The organism is Micromonospora sp. CPCC 206171 (assembly GCF_036906755.1).
GTDB lineage: Bacteria > Actinomycetota > Actinomycetes > Mycobacteriales > Micromonosporaceae > Micromonospora > Micromonospora purpureochromogenes.
In genome coordinates, this window is the sequence record NZ_JBAKHT010000010.1 from 111,997 (window position 1) to 136,317 (window position 24,321).

Below are 24,321 nucleotides of genomic sequence, written 5' to 3' on the forward strand. Positions count from 1 at the left end.
CCGGGCCGCCCCCTGATCGACACCGGTTACGGGAAGTGGTGGTGTCCCGTTCGCTGGGATACCGCAACCTCGCCGCCATCGCTGAGCGGGCCCGGCTGGCGCGGCCCGGTCACGGGCGGATGTCGGCGGGCTCGTCGGAGAACGGCAGTCCCGCCTCCCGCCACGCCTGCACCCCGCCGATCATGTCGGTCGCGTTGCGCAGCCCCAGCGCCTGCAGGCTCGCCGCGGCGAGGCTGGAGGCGTAGCCCTGCCGGCACACCACGACGATCTCCCGGTCGTATCCGGTCGCCTCGGGGATGCGCCACTCGCTCGCCGGGTCCAGCCGCCACTCCAGCACCGTCCGGTCGATGACGACCGCGCCGGGCAGCTCGCCCTGCTCGCGGCGCTGCGACTCGGTACGGGTGTCGACCAGCAGGGCGCCGGCCCGCACCGCCTCGACCGTCTCCTGCGGACTCAGCCGGCGCAGCCCGGCACGGGCCTGTTCCAGCAGGGCGTCCACGCCCGGACTCATCACGTCATGCAGCACATCCAGATCATGCCGGTCACCCGGAGGGACCGCCGGGCGAAACGGCCGGGCTGAAGACGGAACCAGGCTCACGGGGGACAACACCGCGATTACCCGGCGCGACCAGGGCGGACGGCCACCGGGCCGGGGGTCCGTGCGGCTCCCGGCGGCGCTAGCGTCGGCCGGGTGAGGGGAGAGCGGGAGGACGTCGGCGAGGTGCCCGGGCGGGTGAGGGGAGAGCGGGAGGACGTCGGTGAGGTGCCCGGCCGGGTGACGGGGGACCGGGAGGACGTCGGTGAGGAGCCCGGCCGGCCGCGGGTGGCGGTGGTCGAGGCGTACGCGGCGCTGGCTCGCCGGGTGCTGGCCCGGCCGGCGCGGTTGGGGCGTACCCGACTGGTGGCAGTCGACGGGCCGAGCGGCGCGGGCAAGAGCGTGTTCGCCGCGCGCCTCGCGGACGCCCTCGCCGCGCTGCCCGGCGGCGAGCGGCCACCGGTGGTGCACACCGACGACCTGCTCGACGGGTGGGACGACCAGTTCACCTTCTGGTCCCGGCTGGAGGAGCGGGTGCTGGCGCCGCTGCGGGCCGGGCGGGAAGGGGCGTACCAGCGCTACAGCTGGGTGCGGCGGGGCTTCCTGCCCCGGGCGGTGCCGGTGCCGGTCGCGCCGGTGCTGGTGGTGGAGGGGGTGAGCGCGGCGCGGGCGACGATCCGCCCCGAGCTGAGCCTCGCGGTTTTCGTCACCGCCCCGGCGCCGCTGCGCCGGGCCCGGGCGCTGGACCGCGACGGCCCGCAGATCCTGCCGGAGCTGCGCCGCTGGCACGCCGGGGAACGCGCGCACTTCGCCGCCGATAGCACCGCCGCGCACGCGGACCTGGTGGTCGACGGCGCGCCGGCGCTGCCGCACGACGCCGCGCGCTACCTCGTGCGCCACCCCGCGAGCTGTGGCGACGCGGCCTCGCGAGGTGCGCCGAGGTAAGGGCGGAATACGATGCCGGTCATGACCACACCGATCATGTCCGAGTCCGAGGTGCGGGCCGCCGTCGAGCGTGAACTGCCCGGTGTCCGTGCCGACCTGGAACGACTCGTCCGCATCCCCGGCATCGCCTTCGAGGGCTTCGACCACTCGCACGTGGAGCGTTCCGCCGAGGCCGTCGCGGAGCTGCTGCGCGGCTGCGGCCTCGACACCCGGATCGTCCGCTCCGGCGGCCAGCCGGCGGTGATCGGGACGAAGCCGGCGCCGCCCGGGGCGCCCACCGTCCTGCTGTACGCCCACCACGACGTGCAGCCGGTCGGCGACCTGTCGCTCTGGGAGTCCGACCCGTTCGAGCCGGTCGAGCGGGACGGCCGCCTCTACGGCCGGGGCGCCGCCGACGACAAGGCCGGCATCATGGCGCACGTCGCGGCGCTGCGCGCCTTCGGCGACCAGCTTCCGGTCGGCGTGGTCCTCTTCATCGAAGGCGAGGAGGAGTACGGCTCCGACTCCCTGGAGCGGCTGCTCGCCGAGCACCGCCAAGAGATCGCCTCCGACGTGATCGTGATCGCCGACTCCACCAACTGGGACGTCGGCGTGCCGGCGCTGACCACCTCGCTGCGCGGCATCGTCAACTGCTTCGTCGAGGTGCGCACCCTCGACCACGCGGTGCACAGCGGCATGTTCGGCGGTGCGGTGCCGGACGCGCTGACCGCGCTGGTCCGGCTGCTGGCAACCCTGCACGACGACGCGGGTGACGTCGCCGTGGAGGGGCTGGTCGGCCGGGAGGGCGCCACCGTCGACTACCCCGCGGACCGGTTCCGCACCGAGGCCGGCCTGGTCGCGGGCGCCTCCCTCTTCGGGACGGGCCGGATCACCGACCGGCTCTGGACCAAGCCGGCGCTCGCCGTCCTCGGCATCGACGCCCCGGCCACCGGCGAGGCGCCGAACGCGCTGGTGCCGTCGGCCAAGGCCAAGCTGAGCGTACGGCTGGCGCCGGGCGACGACCGGACGCGCGCGTACGACCTGCTTCGTACCCACCTGGAGAAGCACGCTCCGTGGGGCGCCCAGGTGACGGTCACCTTCGAGCACGACGGGGACCCCTGCGTCATCGACGCCACCGGGCCGATGTTCGACGCGGCGCGTTCGGCGTTCCGGGTTGCCTGGGACGGCACCGACCCGGTGGACATCGGCGTCGGCGGCTCCATCCCGTTCATCGCCACCTTCCAGGAGATGTTCCCGCAGGCCGCGGTCCTGGTCACCGGCGTGGAGGACCCGCACGCGCGGGCGCACGGCCCGAACGAGAGCCTGCACCTGGGCGAGTTCGCCCGGGTCTGCCTGGCCGAGGCGCTGCTGCTGGCCCGGGTCGCCGAGGTGGGGCACAGCTCCAGGTGACGGAACCGTAACTTCGGGGCCGATGTCGGAGTTTGCGGTGTGTCGGGCGCAGGGCTGTTATAGCCTTTCGAACATGCGTACGAACGACGTGATGGCGCGGCTCGAAGCCGCCGTGAGTGCACTGGGGGACGTCGACGTCTCCGCGTGGCCCGAGGACACGCTCAAGGAACAGCTCGGCGAGCTCTCGGCCGCGCTGGTCGCCCTCGACGGCGTCCTGTCCCGGGTCGCCGACGAGGTGCGGGCCCGGGGCCTGCGCATCGAGGAGCCCGTCTCCGCCTAAGTGGCTGTCCCGCGCCGCCCATCAGGACGGCCCGGGCACGGCAATGCCCGGGTGGTGTCGGGGGTGGCTGGCAGGATGAGGCCGTGCGGTTCCTCGACCTGGCAGCCACCTCCGCGGCGGTCGGCGCCACCAGCAGCCGGCGGGCCAAGGTGGAGCTGCTCGCCGCCGCGCTGCGGGCGCTCGACCCGATCGAGGTGCCGGCCGGCTCCGGCTACCTCGCCGGGGAGCTGCGCCAGCGGCAGACCGGCGTCGGCTGGGCCGCCCTGCGCGACCTGCCGGCACCGGCCGCCGAGCCGTCCCTGACCGTGGCCGCCGTGGACGCGGCAATCGACCGGATCGCGGCGGTCAGCGGCCCCGGCTCGCAGGCCCGCCGGCGGGAGCTGCTGGGCGCTCTCTTCGCCGCCGCGACCGCCGACGAGCAGCGACTGCTGGTCGGGCTGTTCAGCGGGGAGCTGCGCCAGGGTGCCCAGGCGGGGCTGCTCGCCGACGCCATCGCCCGGGCCGCCGAGGTGCCGGTCGCGGCCGTCCGCCGGGCCCTGCTGCTCGCGGGCGACCTGCGCGCGGTGGCGGTCGCCGCGCTCTCCGGGGGCGCCGCCGCGCTGGCCGAGTTCGGGCTCCAGGTCGGCCGACCGCTCGCCCCGATGCTGGCGCAGAGCGCCCCGTCGGTCGACGCGGCGCTCGACGCCACCGGCGTACCGGCGGTGGTGGACGTCAAGCTCGACGGCATCCGGATCCAGGTGCACCGCTCCGGCGACGACATCGCTGTCTTCACCCGCAGCCTCGAGGAGTGCACCACCCGGGTTCCGGAGGTGGTCGCCGCCGTGCGCGCGCTCCCCGCCCGCGAGCTGGTGCTCGACGGCGAGGCCATCGGGCTGGACGCCACCGGCCGTCCGCTGCCGTTCCAGCAGACCTCCAGTCGGGCCGCCCGCCGCACCACGCCGAGCACCACCGGTGGCGCTCCGGTCGCCCCGGCGGTGCTCGCCGCCGCCGAGACGACCGGCCAGACGGTGCTGACGCCGTACTTCTTCGACCTGCTGCACCTCGACGGCGAGGATCTGATCGACCGGCCCGGCCGGGAGCGGTGGGCGGCGCTGGCCGGCGCCGTCGACGAGTCGCTGCTGGTCGGCCGGATGGAGGTGGACGACGCCGAGCGGGCCGCCGTGGCCTTCGCCGCCGCCGTCGACGCCGGCCAGGAGGGCGTCGTGGTGAAGGCGCCGGACGCGCCCTACGACGCGGGCCGGCGCGGCGCGGCCTGGGTGAAGGTCAAGCCCCGGCACACCCTCGACCTGGTGGTGCTGGCGGTGGAGTGGGGCAGCGGCCGACGGCAGGGCTGGCTCTCCAACCTGCACCTCGGTGCGCGGGATCCGCGCACCGGCGACTTCGTGATGCTCGGCAAGACGTTCAAGGGCCTCACCGACGAGCTGCTGCGCTGGCAGACCGAGCGGTTCCTGTCGCTGGCGGTCGAGCGCGGCGACTGGGTCGTCCGGGTCCGCCCCGAGCAGGTGGTCGAGATCGCCTTCGACGGGGTGCAGACCAGTTCCCGCTACCCGGGCGGGATGGCGCTGCGCTTCGCCCGGGTGGTGCGCTACCGCGAGGACAAGTCCGCCGCCGAGGCGGACACCATCGACATGGTCCGGGCGATCCACGCCGGGCGGGCCGGCGGCTGACCCGCCCCGGGATCAGAACGTCGACAGCGACCGGGCGTAGTTCACCTGGTTGTTGATGTGCTGCACCTGGCCCTGGTCCAGCACCGGGATCCGGGCCACATATTGGTGCGCGCCGTTGACGACCGTCACCTGGACCGTGCCGTGGTGGCGGGTCTCCTTGATCAGCAGGAAGAGCAGGCTGAAGAAGGTCAGGCAGAAGAAGCCCACGATGGCGCAGACCAGCGCCCAGGTGGCGATCTTCTCCTCCTTCTGCCAGAAGTCCGTCACCTGCCAGGAGGCGCCGGCCAGCGGCAGCACCCCGGCCGGCGTCCGGATCACCGGCGGGCTGACCACGATTTCGCCGATCTGCACCGCCACCACGTCCGGTCGGGCCGGCGGGTAACCGGCGGGCAGCAGCGCCGGCGCGGGCACCGGCGGATGCGGCCCCGGTCGGGCCGGCGGCGCGGAGAACTGGGCCGGCACCGGGAACGGCGGCGACGGGAGGTGGGCCGGCGGCGCGGAGAACTGGGCCGTCGCGGGCGGCGCGGAGTACGCCACGGGCAGCTGCGCGGTCGGCGGCGACTGCGGGGGTACGTGTCCGACCGGTCCCGCCGGCGGCATGCCGTACGGCGCGGTCGGGGCGCCGGGGTGCGGTGCGGCGGGGTGCGGTGCGGGGAACTGCGCGGTGGGTGCGGTGTGCGGTGCCGGCGGCGCGGAGAACGGCGCGGTGTCCGAGGGCGGCGTGGCGCTCCACGGGTCGTAGGCCGGGTACGCCGCCGTCGCCGGCTCCGACGGGGCGGCGGTGGGATCAGGGGTCGCCGGCTCGTTGATCACGGGCCGGACACTACAACGTCCTCTGCTGTCCCGTGGCCCGCCCGACTGTCCGGTTTCATCCCGCCGAGGAGACCGGCGGTCGCGCCGTCAGGCCGGAGTGGCCGGTTCCGCTGCCCGGTCGACCGGACCCTTCGGCGCGTCCAGCCCCGCCGCCCGCCGGGCCTCCCGACGGGCGACCCAGCCGTAGCCGAAGAGCGACATCGCGGCGAAGAGCCACCACTGGATCACGTAGCCGAAGTTCTGCCAGTTGTTGGCGTGCCCGATCGGCACCGCGCGGAAGGCCGGGTCGTTCGCCGGGGTCTGCTCGTCCAGCAGCAGGTACGCCCCGTGCACCGGGTACGGCAGCTCGCGGGCGATCTTGTCCACGGTGACCCGGCGGGTCTCCAGCCGGCCGTCGCGCCGGTCCACGCCGGCCCCGCCGGACTCGGTGGGGTGCACCCGGCCCACCACCGTCACCTCGCCGGTGGGCAGGGCGGGCACCTGCGGCATGGCCATCGCGCCGCCCGGTGCGGGCGGGACCCAGCCCCGGTCGACCAGTACGGCCGTGCCGTCGGTCAGCACCAGCGGGGCGAGCACCTCGAATCCGACCTTGCTGTCGACGGTCCGGCCACGGATCAGGACCACGTTCGCGGCGTCGTACCGGCCGGTGGCGGTGACCCGGCTCCACTCGACCTGCTCGGCGGGGGCCGGGCCGACCGAGCCCGCCCCGCCGGTGGGTGCGGGCAGCGCGTCGCGCAGCGGCGCGGCGGTGCCCCGGCTGCCGGCGTCGATGCGCTCGTTGACCGCCGTGCGCTGCTCGTAGCGGTCCAGCTGCCAGTTGCCGAGCAGCACCATCACCGCGGCGGCGACCAGGGTCAGCGCGAAGACGCCCAGCCAGCGTGGGGTCAGGAGGAACCGGTACACGCCACGAGGCTACCCGTATGACCGGGGCCACCGACCGCGACGGCTCGGTGCCCCGACCGGTCGGCGGCCGCCGCCTGTCGGTCTGGGCGGGTATGGTCACGCGAGCGGATCTCCGGTCGGAGATCTTCCCGGTCGTCCGCTTGCCACCACCCGTCGCCCGCGAGGAGTCGAGATGACCGCCGTGCCGCGCCTCGTGCTCAGCGCGCCGTCCTCCGGACACGGCACCAACGCGCTGGCCATCGGGCTGCTCGCCGCCCTCGCCGAACGGGGCCTGGACGTCGCCGGCTTCAAGGTCGGCCCGGACCACGTCGACGCCGCGTACCTCGGCCTCGCCGCCGGTCGACCCGGCCGCAACCTCGACGCGAGGCTGGTCGGCGCGGACCGGCTCGGCCCGCTCTTCGCGCACGGCGCGGCCGGTGCCGAGCTGGCCGTGGTGCAGGGCACCATGGGCCTGTACGACTCGGTCGCCGGGCGCCCCGAGGCGGAGTCCACGGCGGCCGTGGCCACCGCCCTGCGCAGCCCGGTCGTGCTGGTGGTGGACGTGGCGGCGATGGGGCAGTCGGTGGCCGCCCTGGTGCACGGCTTCCGCTCCTACGACGACCAGCTCTGGCTCGGCGGGGTGATCCTCACCCAGGTCGCGTCCCCGCGCCACGAGGCGATGCTGCGCCAGGCCCTCGACGACGTCGACGTCCCCGTCTACGGCGCGCTGCGCCGCCACGAGCTGCCCCCGGTGCTGCCCGCCCGGCGGCACGGCGTGCTGCCGGTGATCGGCGGCGATGCCGAGGCGGCCCGCGCGGTGCGCCGCCTCGGTGAGGCGGTGGCCGGCACCGTCGAGCTGGACCGGCTGCTGGCGCTGGCCCGCTCCGCGCCCGCGCTGCCGGTCGAGCCGTGGTCGCCGTCGCCGGCCGCCCCGGTCGAGGGCCGCCCGCTGGTCGCGCTGGCCGGTGGGCCGGGCGGCAGCTACAGCTACGCCGAGACGGCCGAGCTGCTGCGCGCGGCGGGCGCCGAGGTGGTCACCGTCGACCCGCTGCGCGACGAGGCGCTACCCGCCGGCACCCGGGCGCTGGTGGTCGGCGCCGGCCTGCCCGAGTCGTCCGCCGCCGAACTCTCCGCCAACCGCCGGCTCTGCATCGCCGTGGCCGAACTGGCCCGCACCGGCCGCCCGGTGCTCGCCGAGGGGGCGGGCCTGCTCTGGCTGTCCCGCGAGCTGGACGGCCGGCCGATGTGCGGGGTGCTGGACGCGATCGGCGCCAGCCGCGACGGCCTGGTCGTCGGCTACCGCGAGGCGACCGCCCGCACCGCCAGCGTGGTCGCCGAGGCCGGGGCGGCCGTGGTCGGCCACAAGCAGCACGGCGCGGTGCTCACGCCCCGCGCCGGTGAGCGCCCGGCGTGGAGCTGGGAGGGCGGCGCTCCCGAGGGTTTCGTCTGGCGGGGCGTGCACGCCTCGCAGTTGGGCCTGCACTGGGCGGCCGACCCGGCCATCGCGACCCGACTGGTGTCGGCGGCCGGGATTGCCGAGGGCGTCGGAGCGCCGGCGTGATCGGGCAGGTGGCCGTCCGCCGCTTCCCGACGCTGACCGTCTCCACCCCGCGTACGGAGGTGCGCCAGCTGGGGGCGGCGGACGCCGGCGCGGTCGACGAGGTGTTCGCTGACCGGCAGACCCAGCGCTGGCTGCCGCTGGCCGACGCCAACGGGCAGATCGACGGGTCGGCCTGGTGCACGGACCTGGCCCGGCAGCGGCGTGACAGCGGCGACGGCGACCACTACGCGGTGGTGCGCCGGGAGGACGCCCGGGTGGTCGGCTGCCTGTGGACCCGGCGCACGGACTGGGGCGCCCGGCTCACCGAGGTGTCGTACGCCCTCGCCCCGCACGCCCGTGGGTTCGGGCTGGCCGCCGAGGCGGTGGACGCGCTGGCCATCGCGCTGATCCTGGAGCACGGCTTCCAGCGGGTCGAGCTGCGGGTGGCTCCGGGCAACGTGGCGTCGCGCCGGGTCGCGGAGAAGGCCGGCTTCAGCTACGAGGGCCTGCTGCGCAACGCCGGTTTCGTCCGGGGCGCCCGGGTCGACCTGGAACTCTGGTCCCTGGTCGCCGCCGACCTGCACTGACCGCCCGCGGACAGAAGCGCTGCGCCAGGAACCGCACCGTTCCTGACGCAGCGCTCCCGGTCATCCGGGCGGGCGGGCCGGTCTCACCCCACGATGCGGTCCGACGGTGGGGTGAACTGGCGGGGGGCCGTGCCCTTGAGGCCGTCGCGCAGCGTCTGGGCGACCGCGACGACGGGGACCTGGGACTGGCCGTCACCCACCGCGTTGAACGGGTTGTCGGGGTCGGCGATGAAGCTCGCCGCCGCCAGTTCGGGCGTGTAGGCGACGAACCAGGCCGACCGGGTGCTGTCCGTGGTACCGGTCTTGCCGGCCACCGGGCGGCCCACCGTGCCCCGGACGCTGTCCGCCGTCGACCAGCCCCCGCAGCTCCCCTTCGCCGGGGTGTCCCCGGTCGGGCAGCGGGCGGCGTCGGTGGCGGCCCGGGCCGCGTCCGCGCTCACCACCTGCCGGCAGCGCGGCTTGGCCACCTCCCGCTGGATGCCGGACGCTGTCCGGTACGTCGCCGGTGTGCCGTCCCGGTTGGTGATCGACATGACCGGCATCGCCTCGCAGTACCGGCCGTCGGCGGCGATCGCGGCGTACGCGTTGGCCAGCTCCAGCGGGGTGGCGTCGGAGACGCCCAGGGTGAACGCGCCCCACTTCTTGGCCTTGGCCGGGGAGGCGTGGTCCCGGTCCACGTCGGTGCGCCAGCGCAGCCCGAGCTGCTCGGCGAGCCGTACCCCCTTGTCCGCGCCGATCTGCTCCTCCAGTTGCACGAAGTAGGTGTTCACCGACTTGCCGAAGCCGGACCACATGGTCTGCCGGCCGGTCATCGCCCCGCTGGCGTTGGACGGGGCCCAGCCGTCGTAGACCCTCGACTGGTACCGGTACGGCGAGTTGTACTCGGTGGACAGCGGCATCCCGGCGTCCAGCGCGGCGAGCATCGGGAACATCTTGAACGTCGATCCGGCCTGGTAGCCGGGGAGGCTGCCGCCGCCGAGCAGGGGCGCCACCGTGTTCGGGTAGTTCGCCTTGACGGTGGGGCCGGCCTCCGGGTTGGAGCTGGACGGGTTCTCGGTGAGGTCCAGCGAGTACGTCCGGTTCACCGCCATCGCCTTCACCCGGCCGGTGCCCGGTTCGGCCACGACGATGCCGTTGGCGAAGGGGCTGCCGACGCCGTCCTTGGCGCCGACGTTCTTCTCCGCCGCCGACTGGATCTTCGGGTCGAGGCTGAGCACGATCCGGTAGCCGCCCCGGCGCAGCTTGTCCATCCGCTCCAGCCGGTTCTCGCCGAACGCGGACTGCGCGCTCCACCAGTTCTTGACGTAGTCGCAGGCGAAGCCCCAGCTCTGGTACTTGCTGGGCAGTGAGGTGCAGTCGTTGGCCGGGGTCGTCACCCGGGTCCGGATGGGCTCCGATCGGGCCGCCGCCGCGGCGTCCGGGGAGAGGTAACCGAGCTGGGCCATCCGGTCGAGCACGTAGTTGCGCCGGCCGGTGGCGTCCTTCTGGTCCGAGGTGATCGGGTCGTACTCGGAGGGGGACTTGACCAGCCCGGCGAGGGTGGCCGCCTCGACCGGGGTGAGGGTGGCCGGGGTCTTGGAGAAGAAGATCTGCGCGGCGGCGTAGATGCCGTACGCCCGGTGGCCGAAGTACGCCGAGTTGAGGTAGCGCTCCAGGATCTCCTCCTTGGTCAGCTCCTTCTCGATGTCCAGGGCCATCCGCATCTCCTTGACCTTGCGCAGGCTGGTCTGCTGGGTGGCCTCCTGGACCTCCTTCGGCGTCTTGGCGCTGTCCCGCAGCGCCATCCGGACGTACTGCATGGTCAGGGTGGAGGCGCCCTGGGAGACGCCGCTGGATCGGGCGTTGGCCACGAAGGCGCGGGCGACGCCCTTCGGGTCGACGCCGTGGTGCTGGTAGAAGCGGTTGTCCTCGGCGGCGACGATCGCCTGCTGGATGTTCGGCGACATGTCCGACAGCTTCGTGTACTGCCGGTACTCCTCGTAGAACATGGTCAGGATCGTCTTGCCGTCCGGGGCGTAGAGGTACGAGGTCTCGGCCGGCAGCGCGGTGCGCAGGATGCTCGTCTTCTGCTCCACGGCGTGCGCGGTGGCCTTGGCGCCGAGGCCGGTGAACGCGGCCAACGGGTAGGCCACGGCGGCGACGACGATGCCGGCGATGAGCCCGGCGCGGAGAAGCGGAACGGTACGACCAGCGGCAGCAAGGGGTCGGTTGCTCACAGGGTCAAGTTATGACATTTCCGATTCGGAAATGAGAAGAATTCATAAACGGGCGAGACTGTCGCCGAGCGGTGACGCGACCCACGTTGGGATCCGCTGTCCCGTACGGCGGCTTCCCGGCAGGATCACGGACATGCATGGTCAGCTGATCGAGGTGCCGTCGGGCACCGGGAACGAACCGGACCTGGGGCACCACGGGGACGCCGAGGCAACCCCGGGCCTGGTCGACCTGGCCGTCAATGTCCGCCGGGACACCATGCCGGACTGGCTGGCCGACCCGCTGACCGCCTCGCTGGCCGAGTTGGCCGCGTACCCGGACCCGGGGCCGGCCCGGGCGGCCGTCGCCGCCCGGCACGGGCGTCCCCCGGCGGAGGTGCTGCTCACCGCCGGCGCCGCCGAGGGCTTCGTGCTGCTGGCCCGCGCGCTGGCCGGGGTGCGCCGGCCGGTGGTGGTGCACCCGCAGTTCACCGAGCCGGAGGCCGCGCTGCGCGCCGCCGGGCACCAGGTGGAACGGCTGCTGCTCGACCCGGCCGACGGCTTCCGCCTCGATCCGGCGCGGGTGCCCGCCGACGCCGACCTGGTCATGATCGGCAACCCGACCAACCCCACCTCGGTGCTGCACCCCGCCGCCGACCTGGCCGCTCTGGCCCGTCCGGGCCGGGTGCTGGTCGTCGACGAGGCGTTCGCCGACACCACCGGAGCCCCCGGCGTGGCCGGCGAGCCGGAGTCGCTGGCGGGCCGGCGTGACCTGCCCGGCCTGGTGGTGGTGCGCAGCCTCACCAAGACCTGGGGGCTGGCCGGCCTGCGGATCGGCTACCTGCTCGGCGAGGCCGCGCTGCTGGACCGGCTGGCCGCCGTCCAGCCGCTCTGGGCCGTCTCCACCCCGGCGCTGGCCGCCGCCACCGCCTGCGCGTCGCCCACCGCCGTCGCGGCCGAGCGCGAGATCGCCGCGCGACTCGCCGCCGACCGCGACCACCTGGTCGCCCGCCTGTCGGCCCTGCCCGGGGTACGCGTCGCGGGCCGCCCGGCCAGCGCCTTCGTCCTGCTGCACCTGGCCGGCGCCGACCGGGTGCGGGAATCCCTGCGCGAGCGCGGCTGGGCCGTGCGACGCGGGGACACCTTCCCCGGTCTGGGGCCGGACTGGCTGCGGGTGGCGGTCCGCGACCCGGCGACCACCGACGCGTTCACCGAGGTACTCGCCGAGATCCTGGAGGCATGATGCTGGAGACCACCATCGCGGCGATCGGGCCGCTCGACGAGCCGGCGATGGCCGCCGCGCGCGACCTCCAGGCCCGGCTGACCAAGCCCGCCGGTTCCCTCGGCGCCCTGGAGGAACTCTCCGTACGCCTCGCCGGGCTGGCCGGCGCCTGCCCGCCACCGCTGCCCGAGCCGGCGGCGGTGGCGATCTTCGCCGGTGACCACGGCGTGCACGCCCAGGGGGTGACCCCCTGGCCGCAGGAGGTCACCGCCCAGATGATCGCCAACTTCCTGGCCGGCGGCGCGGTGGTCAACGCGTTCGCCCGCCAGGCCGGCGCCTCGGTCACCGTGGTCGACGTCGGCGTGGCCACCCCGCTCCCGGTCGACCCGGACGCCACCGACGACCCGGCGGCCGGACCCCGCCTGGTCGCCGCGAACGTCCGCCGGGGCACCCGGGACATGACCGTCACCGCGGCGCTCACCCGCGACGAGGCCCGCGCGGCGCTGGAGACCGGCATCCGGATCGCGGGCGACCTGGTCGACGCCGGAGCGGGCATCCTGCTCACCGGCGACATGGGCATCGGCAACACCACCCCGTCGGCGGCGCTGATCGCCGCGCTCACCGGCACCGACCCGGCCGAGGCCACCGGGCGCGGCACCGGGGTGGACGACGAGACGTACCGGCGCAAGGTCGGCGTGGTGCGGAGCGCCCTGGACCGGCACCGGCCCGACCCGGCCGACCCGCTCGGCGTGCTGGCCGCCGTCGGCGGCCTGGAGCACGCGGCGCTGGCCGGCCTGATCCTCGGCGCCGCCGCCCGCCGCGTCCCGGTGCTGCTGGACGGGGTCATCGCGGCCAGCGCCGCGCTGGTCGCGGCGGCCCTGGCCCCGAACGCGGTCGGCGCGATGGTCGCCGGGCACCGCTCCGCCGAGCCGGGGGCCACCGTGGCGCTGCGCCACCTCGGCCTGGACCCGCTGATCGACCTCGGCCTGCGCCTCGGTGAGGGCACCGGCGCGCTGCTGGCGCTGCTGGTGGTCACCGGCGCGGTCCGGGTGCTGCACGAGGTCGCCACCTTCGACTCGGCGGGGGTCTCCGAGAAGTGATCGCGAACCCCTACCCCCTCGGCCTGCGGCTCGCCGGCCGGCGGGTGGTCGTGGTGGGCGGGGGAGCGGTGGCCACCCGGCGGGTGCCCGCGCTGCTGGACGCCGGGGCGGACGTCTTCCTCGTCTCGCCGGAGCTGACCCCCGCGCTGCAGGCCCACGTCGACGCCGGGCGGCTGCACTGGGCGCCGCGCCGGTTCGTCCCGGCCGACCTGGACGGCGCCTGGCTGGTCCAGGTCGCCGTCGACGACCCGCTCGCCGCCGCGTCGGTCAGCGCCGCCGCCGCCGAACGCCGGATCTTCTGCGTACGCGCCGACGACCGCTCCGCGGCCACCGCGTGGACGCCGGCGGTGACCCGGCACGGCCCGGTCACCGTGGCGGTGTTCGGCGGTGGCGACCCGCGTCGCGCGATGAGCGTCCGGGACGCGGTGCGCGACCTGCTGAACGTGCGCACCGGTCTGGCCGCCGCCGGGCGGGTCACGACGCCGGGCGCGGCCGCACCCGGTCGGGTGGCGCTGGTGGGTGCCGGACCGGGCGATCCGGAGCTGATCACCGTCAAGGGCTGGCGGCTGCTCACCGAGGCCGACGTGGTGGTCGCCGACCGGCTGGTGCCCGGGCTGCTCCTGGACGAGCTGCGTCCCGACGTCGAGCTGGTGGACGCCTCCAAGATCCCGTACGGCCCGTCCCGCGCCCAGGAGGAGATCAACCGGATCCTGGTGGACCGGGCCCTGGCCGGGAAGGTCGTGGTCCGGCTCAAGGGCGGCGACCCGTACGTCTTCGGCCGGGGCGGCGAGGAGCTGCTGGCCTGTGCCGAGGCGGGCGTACCGGTGACCGTCGTGCCGGGCGTGACCAGCGCGATCGCCGTGCCGGCGGTGGCCGGCGTCCCGGTCACCCACCGGGCGGTGGCGCACGAGTTCACCGTCGTCTCCGGGCACGTCGCGCCGGACTCGCCGGACTCGCTGGTGCGCTGGCCGGCCCTGGCCGGGCTGCGCGGCACCCTGGTCGTCCTGATGGGACTGAAGAACCTCGCCGCGATCACCGCGACGCTCACCGCGCACGGCAAGGACCCGGCCACCCCGGTCGCCGTGATCCAGGAGGGCACCACCGGCGCCCAGCGGACGCTGCGCTCGACGCTCGGCGCGGTGGCGGCGGACGTGGTGGCAGCAGGCCTGCGGCCGCCCGCCATCGTGGTGATCGGCGACGTGGTGGGCACGCTCGACATCTGACCGCTCCCGGGGCGGGCCGCGACGTGCGACGGCGGCCGGAGAGGTGTCTCTCCGGCCGCCGTCGTCGCTGGTCAGGTCACTGCTTGAGCATGTTGTCCAGCAGCAGCGCGCAGCGGATCAGGCCGAGGTGGCTGTAGGCCTGCGGGTGGTTGCCCAGGCCGCGCTCGGCGAGCGGGTCGTACTGCTCGGGGAGCAGCCCGGTCGGGCCCGCCGTGTCGATCATCTGCATGAACAGCTCCTCGGCGTCGGTGCGGCGGCCGGTGCGCAGGTACGCCTCGATCAGCCACGCCGTGCAGATGTGGAAGCCGCCCTCCCGGCCGGGCAGGCCGTCGTCCCAGTGGTACCGGTAGACGACCGGCCCGCTGCGCAGGTCCGCCTCGATCCGGAGCACGGTGGAGAGGAAGCGCGGGTCGTCGCCCGGCAGCAGCCCGGACAGGCCGATCCAGAGCGAGGAGGCGTCCATGTCCTCGTCGCCGTACGCGACGCTGTACGCCTCGACCGCCTCGTGCCAGCCGTTCTCCAGCACGTTGGCGCCGATCCGGTCGCGCAGCTCCACCCACTCCGGCCGGTCCTCGCCGCCGTGCTGGCGCACGATGTGCAGCGCGCGGTCGACGGTCATCCAGCACATCACCTTGGAGAAGATGTGGTGCCGTGGGGGGAGGCGGGCCTCCCAGATGCCGTGGTCGGGCTCGTGCCAGCGGCGGCGGACCGCCTCGACCATGTTCTCCAGCACCCGCCACTCGTCCTCGCGGACCGAGCCCCGGGCGTCGGCCACGGCGGCGATCAGGTCCGCGATCGGGCCGAAGACGTCCAGCTGGAGCTGGTGGTTGGCGAGGTTGCCCACCCGGACCGGCCGGGAGCCGGCGTACCCGGGGAGGGTGTCGATGACCGCCTCGGCGCCCAGCTCGTAGCCGTCGATGGTGTAGAGCGGGTGCAGCCGCTCCGGGTGGCCGCCGGTGCGCTCGATGCAGCCGTCCACCCAGCGCAGCAGCGCCTCGGCCTCCTCGAGGGAACCCAGGTCGACCAGCGCGCGGGCGGTCAGTGCCGCGTCACGCAGCCAGCAGTAGCGGTAGTCCCAGTTGCGGACCCCGCCCAGCTCCTCCGGCAGCGAGGTGGTCGCCGCGGCCAGGATCGAGCCGGTCGCCTCGTGGCAGAGGCCGCGCAGCGTGAGCGCGCTGCGGGCGACCAGGTCGCGGGCGGTGGTGGGCAGCCGCAGCGAGGCCACCCAGTCCTTCCACGGCTGCTCGGCCCTGGCCTGCCGCTCGTGGATCGGGACGACGTGGTGCTCCAGGCTGTGCGTGCCGAAGCGCAGCTCCAGCACGACCTGGCCGCCGGCGGCGGAGAGGTCGACCATCGCCTCCGCGCTCTCGTTCACTCCGTCGCTTCTGACCTCCCAGGTCACACCCGGGGCGTAGAGCGCGGCCGGCTCGTTGGAGCCGAGCACCAGCAGGCCGTCGTCGAGCGGTTGGAGCTGGACGGCGACCTGGCCGAACTCCGGGCGCGGGGCGAAGTCGATGCGGGCCTTGCCGGAGCCGGTCAGCACCCGGACCAGGGTCGAGTCGCCGGTGATGATCGCCGAGCCGTCGGGGGTGGTCTCCCGGGCCGGCAGGTCGAGCCAGTCGGTGACCGTCAGGCCCGACCAGCGGGTCTCCACGGTCATGGTGCCGCTGCGGTAGCGCTGCCCCAGCGGGATGCCGCCGCGCTCCGGGACGATGCTGAAGTGACCGGCCGGGCTGCCGCCGACCAGGTCGGCGAAGATCGCCGCCGAGTCCGGCTTCGGGTGGCAGAGCCAGCTGACCTTGGCCTCGGGCGTGAGCAGGGCGACCGTCCGGCCGTTGGAGAGCATCGAGTGCCGCTCGATCGGGACGGCCCGCTCGCCGAAGAGCCAGTGCCGCCGGGTCTCCAGCAGCAGCCCGAGCGCCCGAGCCGCCTCGATCGGCTCGGCGACCCGGTAGCCGGCCTGGGTGTCACCCGGGCCGATCTTGATGCCGACGTCCGGGCCGTGCAGGTTGCCGAAGGCGTTCTCGTCGGTGACGTCGTCGCCGATGAAGAGCACGGCGCTGGCCGAGAGCTGGGTGCGCAGCTGGTCGACCGCGGTGCCCTTGTGGGTGGCGACCACCGACAGCTCGATGACCTCCTTGCCCTGGGTGACCGTGACGTCGTCCCACGTCGCCGGGCCGTTGCGGACCGCCTCGATGGCGGCCGCCGCGATCTGCGGGTCGACCCCACGCGTGTGCACGGCGACGCTGGCCGGCTTGCGCTCCAGCCGTACGCCCGGGTGGGCCGCGGCGATCTCGCGCAGCGCGTCGCGCAGCCGGGTGCGGACGGCGATCAGCTCGGGAGTGAGCCGCTCGACGAAGCCGATGTCGAACTCGGAGCCGTGGCTGCCGACCAGGTGGACCTCGCTGGGCAGCCGGGAGAGCGCGGCCAGGTCGCGCAGCGCCCGACCGGAGACCACCGCGACGGTGGTCTGCGGCAGCGCGGCGAGCGCCCGGACCGCGGCGACCGACTCCGGCAGCGGCACGGCCTTGCTCGGGTCCTCGACGATCGGCGCGAGCGTGCCGTCGTAGTCGCAGGCGACCAGGAGCTGGGGGACCCGGGCGATCCGCCCGATGGCCGCGCGCAGCTCGGGGTCCATCGTCCCCGCGGGCGGGGTCACGATGTCGGTGGGGACGTTCACGCGGCCTCCACCCCGGACGTGCCGAGCTCGGTGAGGAACGATTTCGCCCAGTGCCCCACGTCGTGGGTGCGCAGATGACGTTGCATGATCCGCATGCGTCGACGGGCCTCCGGCTTCTCCACGTGTACGGCCCGCAGCAGGGCGTCCTTGACCGCGTCCGGGTCGTGCGGGTTGCACAGGAATGCCTGGCGCAGCTCGGTGGCCGCGCCGGCGAACTCGCTGAGCACGAGCGCGCCGCCCTGGTCGGCGCGCGATGCCACGTACTCCTTGGCCACCAGATTCATTCCGTCTCGCAGGGGGGTAACCATCATCACGTCGGCCGCGACGTACATCGCGGCCAGTTCGGAGCGACTGTACGACTGATGCAGATAATGCACCGCCGGCACACCCACCCGTCCGAATTCGCCATTAATCCGACCAACCTCGCGCTCCACCTTGACGCGAAGTGCCTGGTAGTGCTCCACCCGCTCGCGGCTGGGCGTCGCGACCTGCACCATAACCGCATCCGGCACTGTCAGCTTTCCGTCAGCGAGGAGTTCCCGGAAGGCCTTCAGGCGAAGTTCGATGCCCTTGGTGTAGTCGAGCCGGTCGACGCCCAGGATGATCGTCTTCGGGTTGCCCAGCTCCTCGCGGATCTGCTTGGCCCGGGCCTGGATAGCCGCGTCGGCGGCCATCCGCTCCATCTCCTGGGTGTCGATCGAGATGGGGAAGGCGCCGGCCTTCACCTGCCGGCCGTCCACCTGGATCATCTGCCCCTCGTAGCGCAGGCCGAGCAGGTGCCGGGCCAGCCGGACGAAGTTCTGCGCGGCCAGCCGCTGCTGGAACCCGACCAGGTCGGCGCCGAGCAGCCCGCGCAGGATCTCGGTGCGGAACGGCATCTGCATGAACAGCTCGATCGGCGGGAACGGGATGTGCAGGAAGAAGCCGATCCGCAGGTCCGGCCGCAGCTCGCGGAGCATCGCCGGGACCAGTTGGAGCTGGTAGTCCTGGATCCAGACCGTGGCGCCCTCGGCCGCCACGTCCGCCGCGGCCTCCGCGAACCGGGCGTTGACCAGGCGGTACGCCTCGCGCCACCGGCGCTTGTACGCCGGGGTCTCGACCGCGTCGTGGTAGAGCGGCCAGATGGTGGCGTTGGACTGGCCCTCGTAGTAGCGCTCCAGCTCCTCGGCGCTCAGCGGCACCGGGTGCAGCCGGATGCCCTCCAGGTCGAACGGCTCCGGAGCCGCGCCGGTACCGCCGGCCCAGCCGACCCAGGTGCCCTGGTGCTCGGCGAGGACGGGGTGCAGGGCCGTCACCAGCCCGCCCGGGCTGCGTCGCCACTGCCGTCCCTCGGGTGTGCTCACCTCGTCGACCGGCAATCGGTTCGCCACCACGACAAAGGAGCTACGGACGGTCACGATCGGCCACCTCCGGGTACTGACGGGTCCACCGCGATGAGAGTCTGAGCCTAGCTGCGGCGTCTGGTGCCCCGTGCCGGAGTCACCTACCCGTCCCACGCCCGCTGAACCGTACCCGTGATCATGGCGACAGCCTCGGGCGGAGGGCGGCGATCGGGCGGTCCTCGGGCTCGCCGGAAAGCCCGGGGGAGCGAGCCGCGGCGTACTGCTCGGGCGGGGTGATGTGGGCGCGGCGCGCCGTACCTGTCAGGATTGACAACGGCGTGCGCGCGGCCGGCTCCCGGCCGGCGGCGGCGGGCGGCGGACGCAGCCCGTGCCGTGCCCGCCAATCGGCGACAGCAACCGACGGAGGTAGCCCGCACCGTGGCCCAGTTCATCTACGTCCTGGAAAAGGCGCGCAAGGCGCACGGCGACAAGGTCGTGCTCGACAACGTGACGCTGAACTTCCTGCCGGGGGCCAAGATCGGTGTGGTCGGCCCGAACGGCGCCGGTAAGTCCAGCCTTCTCAAGATCATGGCAGGCTGGGACCGGCCGAGCAACGGCGAGGCCCGGCTGATGCCCGGCTACACCGTCGGCATGCTCGCCCAGGAGCCCCCGCTCAACGACAGCAAGACCGTCCTCGGCAACGTCGAGGAGGCGGTGGCCGAGACCAAGGCCAAGCTGGAGCGGTTCAACTCCATCGCCGAGCAGATGGCCACGGACTACTCCGACGAGCTGATGGAGGAGATGGGCAAGCTCCAGGAGGAGCTGGACCACGCCGACGCCTGGGACATCGACTCCAAGCTCGAACTGGCCATGGACGCGCTGCGCTGCCCGCCGCCGGACGCCGACGTCACCCAGCTCTCCGGTGGTGAGCGCCGCCGGGTCGCGCTGTGCAAGCTGCTGCTGGAGGCCCCCGACCTGCTGCTGCTCGACGAGCCCACCAACCACCTGGACGCGGAGAGCGTGCAGTGGCTGGAGCAGCACCTGGCCAAGTACGCCGGCACCGTCATCGCGATCACCCACGACCGGTACTTCCTGGACAACGTGGCCAACTGGATCCTCGAGCTGGACCGCGGTCGGGCCTACCCGTACGAGGGCAACTACTCCACCTACCTGGAGAAGAAGGCCGCCCGCCTGGCCGTCGAGGGCCGCCGCGACGCCAAGATGAAGAAGCGCCTCTCCGATGAGCTGGAGTGGGTCCGCTCCAACGCCAAGGCGCGGCAGACCAAGTCCAAGGCCCGACTCGACCGGTACGACGAGATGGCCGCCGAGGCGGAGAAGACCCGGAAGCTGGACTTCGAGGAGATCCAGATCCCGCCGGGCCCGCGCCTGGGCAGCACGGTCATCGAGGCGAACGACCTGAGCAAGGGCTTCGGCGACCGGCTGCTGATCGACAACCTGTCGTTCTCACTGCCGCGCAACGGCATCGTCGGCATCATCGGCCCGAACGGTGTCGGCAAGACCACCCTGTTCAAGACCATCGTCGGGCTGGAGCAGCCGACCGGTGGCGAGGTCCGGGTCGGCCCCACCGTCTCGCTCTCCTACGTCGACCAGGCCCGGCAGGGCCTCGACGGCGACAAGACCGTCTGGGAGGTCGTCTCCGACGGGCTGGACCACCTCATGGTGGGCAAGGTCGAGATGCCGTCGCGGGCGTACATCGCCGCGTTCGGCTTCAAGGGGCCGGACCAGCAGAAGCCGACCAAGGTGCTCTCCGGCGGCGAGCGGAACCGGCTCAACCTGGCGCTGACCCTGAAGATCGGCGGCAATGTCATCCTGCTCGACGAGCCGACCAACGACCTGGACGTGGAAACCCTCTCCAGCCTGGAGAACGCGCTGCTGGAGTTCCCTGGCTGCGCCGTGGTCATCTCCCACGACCGGATGTTCCTGGACCGGGTCGCCACGCACATCCTGGCCTGGGAGGGCGACGACGAGAACCCGTCCAAGTGGTTCTGGTTCGAGGGCAACTTCGACGCGTACGAGAAGAACAAGGTCGACCGGCTCGGTGCCGAGGCGGCCCGCCCGCACCGGGTGACCTACCGCAAGCTCACCCGCGACTGAGCATGGCGGACCGCTTCGTCTACGACTGCACGCTGCGCTGGTCCGACCTGGACGCGTACGGGCACGTCAACAACTCGCGCTTCCTCACCCTCTACGAGGAGGCGCGGGTGGCGTTGATGTTCGCCGGCGGCCGGGCGTGGGGGGTGGGCTCGTTCGCCGACGGAGTGGTCATCCGCCGGCACGAGGTCGACTACCTGCGCCCGGTCGACTACGCGCTGGGCCGGGCCACGGCGGAGGCCGCCCCGACCGTCCGGATCGAACTCTGGGTGGAGGAGATCCGCGCCTCCCGGTTCACCGTCGCCTACGAGCTGTACGACGGCGACGTGCTGGCCAGCACCGCCCGGTCGGTGCTGGTGCCGTTCGATTTGGTGGCCAAGCGGCCCCGCCGGATCACCGAGGACGAGCGGGCCTTCCTGCTGGCGTACGCCCCCTCGGGCGGGGCGGCGTGAGTGGCGCGCGCGTCGTGACGCCGGGGCACGGGCTGGACGGGGTTCCCGACGCGGGGGCCTTCCTGGCCCGGCTGGTCCGCTTCGACCCGGCCACCGTGGTCCGGCTCCGCCCGGTCGACGGGGCCGGGCGTACGGCGCTCTGGGCCCGGCTGCCCTGGGACGTGCTGGTGGTCCGGACGGTGGCCGGCGCCGGCCCGGGTGACGTCACGGTCGCCGCCGCCGACCTGCTGGCCGAGCTGGAGTCCGCCGGCGGGGCGCTGCCGCGCCGGCGGGACGACCAGTGGCGCTGGCCGCTGCCGCCGGCGGCGAGCCGCCGGGTGGAGGCGGTGCCCGCCGGCGAGCTGCGGCGGATCGCCGAGGCGGCGGCGGGCACCCTGCGCACCGCGGCCACCGAGGGCGTGGGCGGCCGGGCGGTGGGCCAGCGGGTGCTGCGCGACGCGCTGCTCGACCATGTGGCGGTGGTCATCACCCCGGACGAGCCGCCGGGCGAACCGGTCGAGGTGACCCAGCGCCTGGTCCAGGGTGTGGTCCGGATGGGGTTCCTCGGGCCCGTCGACGCCCCCAGCGAGGTCCAGGTACGCGTCGCGGGCCGCTGGATCGGTCTGGTGGGACCGTTCGGAGCGGCATGGTCGCGCAAGGTTTCGGAGCTCGCCATCCGACCGGTGAAGGATCATCCGAACGGATGACCCGTGGTCATTCTTCTGGCCTGGGGCTGTCGTTGGGGGGGTGCTTCAACCCGGCTGTCCGGGTACCGTCCATCCTCGGATCCAACGCACCGTAGGCGTCCGGATCCGCTGGGGAGTGAGGTGCGCGAGCGATGCCGTGGTGGTCATGGCGCCCTGGTCCCGCCGCTGGCGGCGGCGACCCGGAAACTCGAACCGGGATCACAGTGGACAGCACCGTCCGGGTCGGACCACCGTCCCCCCGGCAGCCGGGGGACGACTGCAAGGCCGCCGACCGGCCGGTGATCACGGACATGCCGGTCAGTGTGGAGCCGGTCACCCTGCGCCGGGTCTGTGAGGCCCTCGACCTGCTCGACGTGCGGTATCTGGCCGACGGCGACGGGAACCTGCTGGCCATGTGGGAGCGGCACGCGGTGCTGGTCACCCTGGAGGGCCCCGAGGACGAGATCCTGGTGATGCGGGCCCGTCCACACGCGACGGTCCCGCCGGACTGGGCGGACCGGGCCTACCGGGTGGTCAACGAGTGGAACCACACCCGCCGGTTCTGCAAGGCGTACATCGGCGACCCCACCGAGCGGGGCCAGCTGCCGATCTACGCCGAGTTGCAGGTGCCGCTGGGTGCGGGCACCCACGACGCGCTCCTGGTCGAGATGCTCGACTGCGGGGCGGCCGTGGCGACCACCTTCGTGGACTGGCTGCACGACGAGGGCGCCCTGCTCTGAGCCCGACGGGCGGGGCCGGCGCCGGCCGGTCGCGACCGCCGGGCCGTCAGGCGTCCCCGGCCGGCTCCTCCATCACGTTGACCATGAAGTACGCGGCGCGCTCCAGGTAGTCCCAGAGCGCCTTGGCGACCTCCGGCGGCAGGTCCAGCCGGTCGACCGCCCGCCGCATGTGGTGCAGCCAGGCGTCCCGCTCGGCCGCGCCGATCCGGAACGGCGCGTGCCGCATCCGCAGCCGCGGGTGCCCCCGCTGCGCCGAGTAGGTGTTGGGGCCACCCCAGTACTGCATGAGGAACAGCGTCAGCCGGTCGGCGGCCGGCCCGAGGTCCTCCTCCGGGTACATCGGGCGCAGCAGCGGGTCGGTGGCGACGCCGAGATAGAACTCGTCGACCAGCTTGCGGAAGGTGGGCTCGCCGCCGACCGCTTCGAAGAGGGTCGTCGGCGCACCGGGCCGGTCGGACTCAGCTGCGGAATTCACCGTTCCATCCTGCCAGGTGCCCCGGCGCACCGGCCGCCGCGTACCGGCCGGCAGGGCTGCCGATCACGTCACAGCATGGCTGCGCCGGCCCCCGGAGTGGCCGTCCGTCGCCCGTCCGGCGCGCGGCCGGCCACCGGGCCCGTGCGCGCCGTCCCGGGCGGCGGCGTCGTCCCGGTTGGCCCGGTCGGCCGCCGCGACCGCCGCGTCGATGGTCTCGCCGTCCGGCCAGCGCAGGGCCGTCACCAGCATCAGCACCACGCCGGCGGCGCTCCACAGGCCGACCACCAGCGGGATGGAGAAGTGGTCGGCGAGCAGCCCGGTGACCAGCACCGAGGAGCCCTGGATCACCTGCATGCCGGTGGCCATCACGCCGAAGGCGCGGGCCCGGTAGCCGTTGGGCAGGGCGCGGACGAAGAGCCCGTTGGCGGTCGGCAGCAGGCCGGCGGCGGCGAAGCCGCAGGCGGCCGCGAGCAGGGCCACCACCACCGGTGGCGGGTCGAGGAGGGTGGGCACCAGGACCAGCGGGGCGATCACCGCCAGCGGCCGCATCAGGGCGAGCCGGCGGGCCGGCGCGACCGCCCGCCCCACCACCAGCCCGCCCAGGATGAACCCGACCGGGTTGGCGGCCATGATGACGGCCTGCGCGACGCCGCTGTCCAGCCCGTCGCCGGAGCGCTCGCCGGCCCAGGCCGCCGCCAGCCCCTCGGGGACGATCGAGAAGAGCATGGCGCTGAAGACCAGCACGGCGATGGCCCGCAGGACCGGGGTGCCGAAGACGATCTGGAAGCCCTGCCCCGTCTCGCGCAACAGGTGGCTGCGGTGCGCGGCGGTCATCGCCGGGTCCCGGTCCCGGACGCCGAAGCGGGTCAGCACGGCGGACCCGGCGAAGGTGGCCGCGTTGATCAGCAGCGCGAGGGCCGGATTCACCGCGGCCAACGCGGCACCGAGGAGGTATCCGACCACCTGGGCCGCCTGGCCCGCGCTGGCGTTCAGCGACAGGCCGAGGACCAGCCGGTCCCCGGTGAGGATGGCCGGCATGAGCGCGGACCGGGCGGCCTGGCTGGGCGGGTTGGCGAGCGTGGTGGCGAAGAGCAGGGCCAGGATCACCCACACCGGCACGCCCGGCACGGCGATCAGCGCCATCAGCGCCATCCGGATCAGGTCGCAGACGACCATGACCTGCCGGTAGCGGTAGCGCTCGGCGAGCGCGGCGAGCAGCGGCCCGCCGACCAGCCAGGGCAGGTAGCTGACCGCGAACGCGGCGGCGGAGAGGGCGATCGACTCGCTCTGCCGGTAGACCAGGACGGTGACCGCGGCCTTGGCCACGTAGTCGCCCACCCAGGAGAACACGGTGGCCACGAAGATCGCCCGGTACTCGGACTGGCCGAACACCTCCCGGAATGTGGCCGGCCCGTCCGGAGAGGGTCGCTCGTCGGACACCGTCGCCTCCATCGTGCCCCGCGTACGGCCACTCGTGACGGCCTGACGGGGACCCCGTCG

The 24,321-nt window shown here is 74.1% G+C and carries 20 protein-coding genes and 1 pseudogene; 13 read left to right on the forward strand and 8 right to left on the reverse strand.

Annotated elements, in window-relative coordinates; all coding sequences use genetic code 11:
- Window positions 1–109: 109 nt before the first annotated feature.
- Window positions 110–511: a rhodanese-like domain-containing protein gene (locus V6U89_RS14545; protein WP_154942725.1), complete on the reverse strand. Its 402-nt coding sequence runs from the start codon at window positions 509–511 to the stop codon at window positions 110–112.
- Between the two features lie 264 nt (window positions 512–775).
- Between V6U89_RS14545 and V6U89_RS14550 the strand changes: the two are divergent.
- From V6U89_RS14550 to V6U89_RS14565, 4 genes and pseudogenes are all read left to right on the forward strand, one after another.
- Window positions 776–1,554 (forward strand): annotated as a pseudogene (locus V6U89_RS14550) (uridine kinase family protein).
- Window positions 1,517–2,869, forward strand: coding sequence for a dipeptidase (locus V6U89_RS14555; RefSeq protein ID WP_334571616.1), 1,353 nt, complete (start codon window positions 1,517–1,519; stop codon window positions 2,867–2,869). Before V6U89_RS14550 ends, V6U89_RS14555 begins: the two are co-directional and overlap by 38 nt.
- A 73-nt stretch (window positions 2,870–2,942) precedes the next feature.
- Window positions 2,943–3,149: a hypothetical protein gene (locus tag V6U89_RS14560; RefSeq protein ID WP_088975693.1), complete on the forward strand. Its 207-nt coding sequence runs from the start codon at window positions 2,943–2,945 to the stop codon at window positions 3,147–3,149.
- Between the two features lie 83 nt (window positions 3,150–3,232).
- Window positions 3,233–4,816 (forward strand): ATP-dependent DNA ligase, encoded by a 1,584-nt coding sequence (locus tag V6U89_RS14565; protein ID WP_334571541.1) that lies wholly within the window; start codon window positions 3,233–3,235, stop codon window positions 4,814–4,816.
- 12 nt (window positions 4,817–4,828) lie between these two features.
- On the opposite strand, the gene V6U89_RS14570 is transcribed toward V6U89_RS14565, so the two are convergent.
- Together V6U89_RS14570 and V6U89_RS14575 are read right to left on the reverse strand one after the other, a co-directional pair.
- The gene (locus V6U89_RS14570; protein WP_334571543.1) at window positions 4,829–5,629 is read right to left on the reverse strand and encodes a hypothetical protein; all 801 of its coding nucleotides are present in this window, start codon (window positions 5,627–5,629) and stop codon (window positions 4,829–4,831) included.
- 87 nt (window positions 5,630–5,716) lie between these two features.
- Window positions 5,717–6,532 carry an SURF1 family cytochrome oxidase biogenesis protein gene (locus V6U89_RS14575; RefSeq protein WP_334571544.1) on the reverse strand — a complete coding sequence of 272 codons (816 nt, stop codon included), beginning with the start codon at window positions 6,530–6,532 and terminating at the stop codon, window positions 5,717–5,719.
- Window positions 6,533–6,704: 172 nt separating this feature from the next.
- Between V6U89_RS14575 and V6U89_RS14580 the strand changes: the two genes are divergently transcribed.
- The gene (locus tag V6U89_RS14580) at window positions 6,705–8,072 is read left to right on the forward strand and encodes a cobyrinate a,c-diamide synthase (RefSeq protein WP_334571545.1); all 1,368 of its coding nucleotides are present in this window, start codon (window positions 6,705–6,707) and stop codon (window positions 8,070–8,072) included.
- Window positions 8,069–8,638 carry a GNAT family N-acetyltransferase gene (locus V6U89_RS14585; protein WP_334571546.1) on the forward strand — a complete coding sequence of 190 codons (570 nt, stop codon included), beginning with the start codon at window positions 8,069–8,071 and terminating at the stop codon, window positions 8,636–8,638. Before V6U89_RS14580 ends, V6U89_RS14585 begins: the two co-directional genes overlap by 4 nt.
- A gap of 83 nt (window positions 8,639–8,721) precedes the next feature.
- Here the strand turns inward: V6U89_RS14585 and V6U89_RS14590 are convergent, their stop codons facing one another.
- A complete protein-coding gene (locus V6U89_RS14590; RefSeq protein ID WP_334571548.1) occupies window positions 8,722–10,854 on the reverse strand; it encodes a transglycosylase domain-containing protein in 2,133 nt (710 codons plus the stop codon).
- A gap of 133 nt (window positions 10,855–10,987) precedes the next feature.
- Here V6U89_RS14590 and cobC point away from each other — a divergent pair, with 133 nt between their 5' ends.
- From cobC to cobA, 3 genes are read left to right on the forward strand one after another with little or no spacing between them, the layout of a single operon-like run.
- A complete protein-coding gene (gene cobC, locus V6U89_RS14595) occupies window positions 10,988–12,073 on the forward strand; it encodes an Rv2231c family pyridoxal phosphate-dependent protein CobC (RefSeq protein ID WP_334571549.1) in 1,086 nt (361 codons plus the stop codon).
- Complete coding sequence (gene cobT / locus V6U89_RS14600) at window positions 12,073–13,152, forward strand: nicotinate-nucleotide--dimethylbenzimidazole phosphoribosyltransferase (RefSeq protein WP_334571617.1); 1,080 nt, start codon at window positions 12,073–12,075, stop codon at window positions 13,150–13,152. The genes cobC and cobT overlap by 1 nt, the downstream gene beginning before the upstream one ends.
- Complete coding sequence (cobA, locus tag V6U89_RS14605; protein WP_334571551.1) at window positions 13,149–14,375, forward strand: uroporphyrinogen-III C-methyltransferase; 1,227 nt, start codon at window positions 13,149–13,151, stop codon at window positions 14,373–14,375. Before cobT ends, cobA begins: the two co-directional genes overlap by 4 nt.
- Window positions 14,376–14,451: 76 nt before the next feature.
- Here the strand turns inward: cobA and otsB are convergent, their stop codons facing one another.
- Together otsB and V6U89_RS14615 are read right to left on the reverse strand one after the other, a co-directional pair.
- A complete protein-coding gene (otsB, locus tag V6U89_RS14610) occupies window positions 14,452–17,013 on the reverse strand; it encodes a trehalose-phosphatase (RefSeq protein WP_442933926.1) in 2,562 nt (853 codons plus the stop codon).
- Window positions 17,014–17,051: 38 nt separating this feature from the next.
- Window positions 17,052–18,452: an alpha,alpha-trehalose-phosphate synthase (UDP-forming) gene (locus V6U89_RS14615; protein WP_334571554.1), complete on the reverse strand. Its 1,401-nt coding sequence runs from the start codon at window positions 18,450–18,452 to the stop codon at window positions 17,052–17,054.
- Between the two features lie 363 nt (window positions 18,453–18,815).
- Between V6U89_RS14615 and ettA the strand changes: the two genes are divergently transcribed.
- From ettA to V6U89_RS14635, 4 genes are all read left to right on the forward strand, one after another.
- Complete coding sequence (gene ettA / locus V6U89_RS14620) at window positions 18,816–20,492, forward strand: energy-dependent translational throttle protein EttA (RefSeq protein WP_334571555.1); 1,677 nt, start codon at window positions 18,816–18,818, stop codon at window positions 20,490–20,492.
- A gap of 2 nt (window positions 20,493–20,494) precedes the next feature.
- Complete coding sequence (locus V6U89_RS14625) at window positions 20,495–20,941, forward strand: acyl-CoA thioesterase (RefSeq protein WP_210775988.1); 447 nt, start codon at window positions 20,495–20,497, stop codon at window positions 20,939–20,941.
- Window positions 20,938–21,627 carry a hypothetical protein gene (locus V6U89_RS14630; protein ID WP_334571557.1) on the forward strand — a complete coding sequence of 230 codons (690 nt, stop codon included), beginning with the start codon at window positions 20,938–20,940 and terminating at the stop codon, window positions 21,625–21,627. The genes V6U89_RS14625 and V6U89_RS14630 overlap by 4 nt, the downstream gene beginning before the upstream one ends.
- A gap of 131 nt (window positions 21,628–21,758) precedes the next feature.
- Entirely contained in the window at window positions 21,759–22,346 is a 588-nt protein-coding gene (locus V6U89_RS14635; protein ID WP_334571559.1) for a YbjN domain-containing protein, read from the forward strand.
- A gap of 46 nt (window positions 22,347–22,392) precedes the next feature.
- On the opposite strand, the gene V6U89_RS14640 is transcribed toward V6U89_RS14635, so the two are convergent.
- Complete coding sequence (locus tag V6U89_RS14640; RefSeq protein WP_334571560.1) at window positions 22,393–22,821, reverse strand: globin; 429 nt, start codon at window positions 22,819–22,821, stop codon at window positions 22,393–22,395.
- A 63-nt stretch (window positions 22,822–22,884) separates the two neighbouring features.
- Window positions 22,885–24,273 carry an MFS transporter gene (locus tag V6U89_RS14645; RefSeq protein ID WP_334571561.1) on the reverse strand — a complete coding sequence of 463 codons (1,389 nt, stop codon included), beginning with the start codon at window positions 24,271–24,273 and terminating at the stop codon, window positions 22,885–22,887.
- Between the last annotated feature and the right edge of the window lie 48 nt (window positions 24,274–24,321).

Coding starts and splice junctions, on each gene's coding strand:
- V6U89_RS14580 (WP_334571545.1), top strand. CDS start 6,705: ATGACCGCCGTGCCGCGCCTCGTGCTCAGCGCGCCGTCCTCCGGACAC.
- cobC (WP_334571549.1), top strand. CDS start 10,988: ATGCATGGTCAGCTGATCGAGGTGCCGTCGGGCACCGGGAACGAACCG.
- V6U89_RS14545 (WP_154942725.1), bottom strand. CDS start 511: ATGAGTCCGGGCGTGGACGCCCTGCTGGAACAGGCCCGTGCCGGGCTG.
- V6U89_RS14560 (WP_088975693.1), top strand. CDS start 2,943: ATGCGTACGAACGACGTGATGGCGCGGCTCGAAGCCGCCGTGAGTGCA.
- V6U89_RS14645 (WP_334571561.1), bottom strand. CDS start 24,273: ATGGAGGCGACGGTGTCCGACGAGCGACCCTCTCCGGACGGGCCGGCC.
- V6U89_RS14625 (WP_210775988.1), top strand. CDS start 20,495: ATGGCGGACCGCTTCGTCTACGACTGCACGCTGCGCTGGTCCGACCTG.
- V6U89_RS14555 (WP_334571616.1), top strand. CDS start 1,517: ATGTCCGAGTCCGAGGTGCGGGCCGCCGTCGAGCGTGAACTGCCCGGT.
- otsB (WP_442933926.1), bottom strand. CDS start 17,013: ATGGACCCCGAGCTGCGCGCGGCCATCGGGCGGATCGCCCGGGTCCCC.
- V6U89_RS14635 (WP_334571559.1), top strand. CDS start 21,759: ATGCCGTGGTGGTCATGGCGCCCTGGTCCCGCCGCTGGCGGCGGCGAC.
- cobT (WP_334571617.1), top strand. CDS start 12,073: ATGCTGGAGACCACCATCGCGGCGATCGGGCCGCTCGACGAGCCGGCG.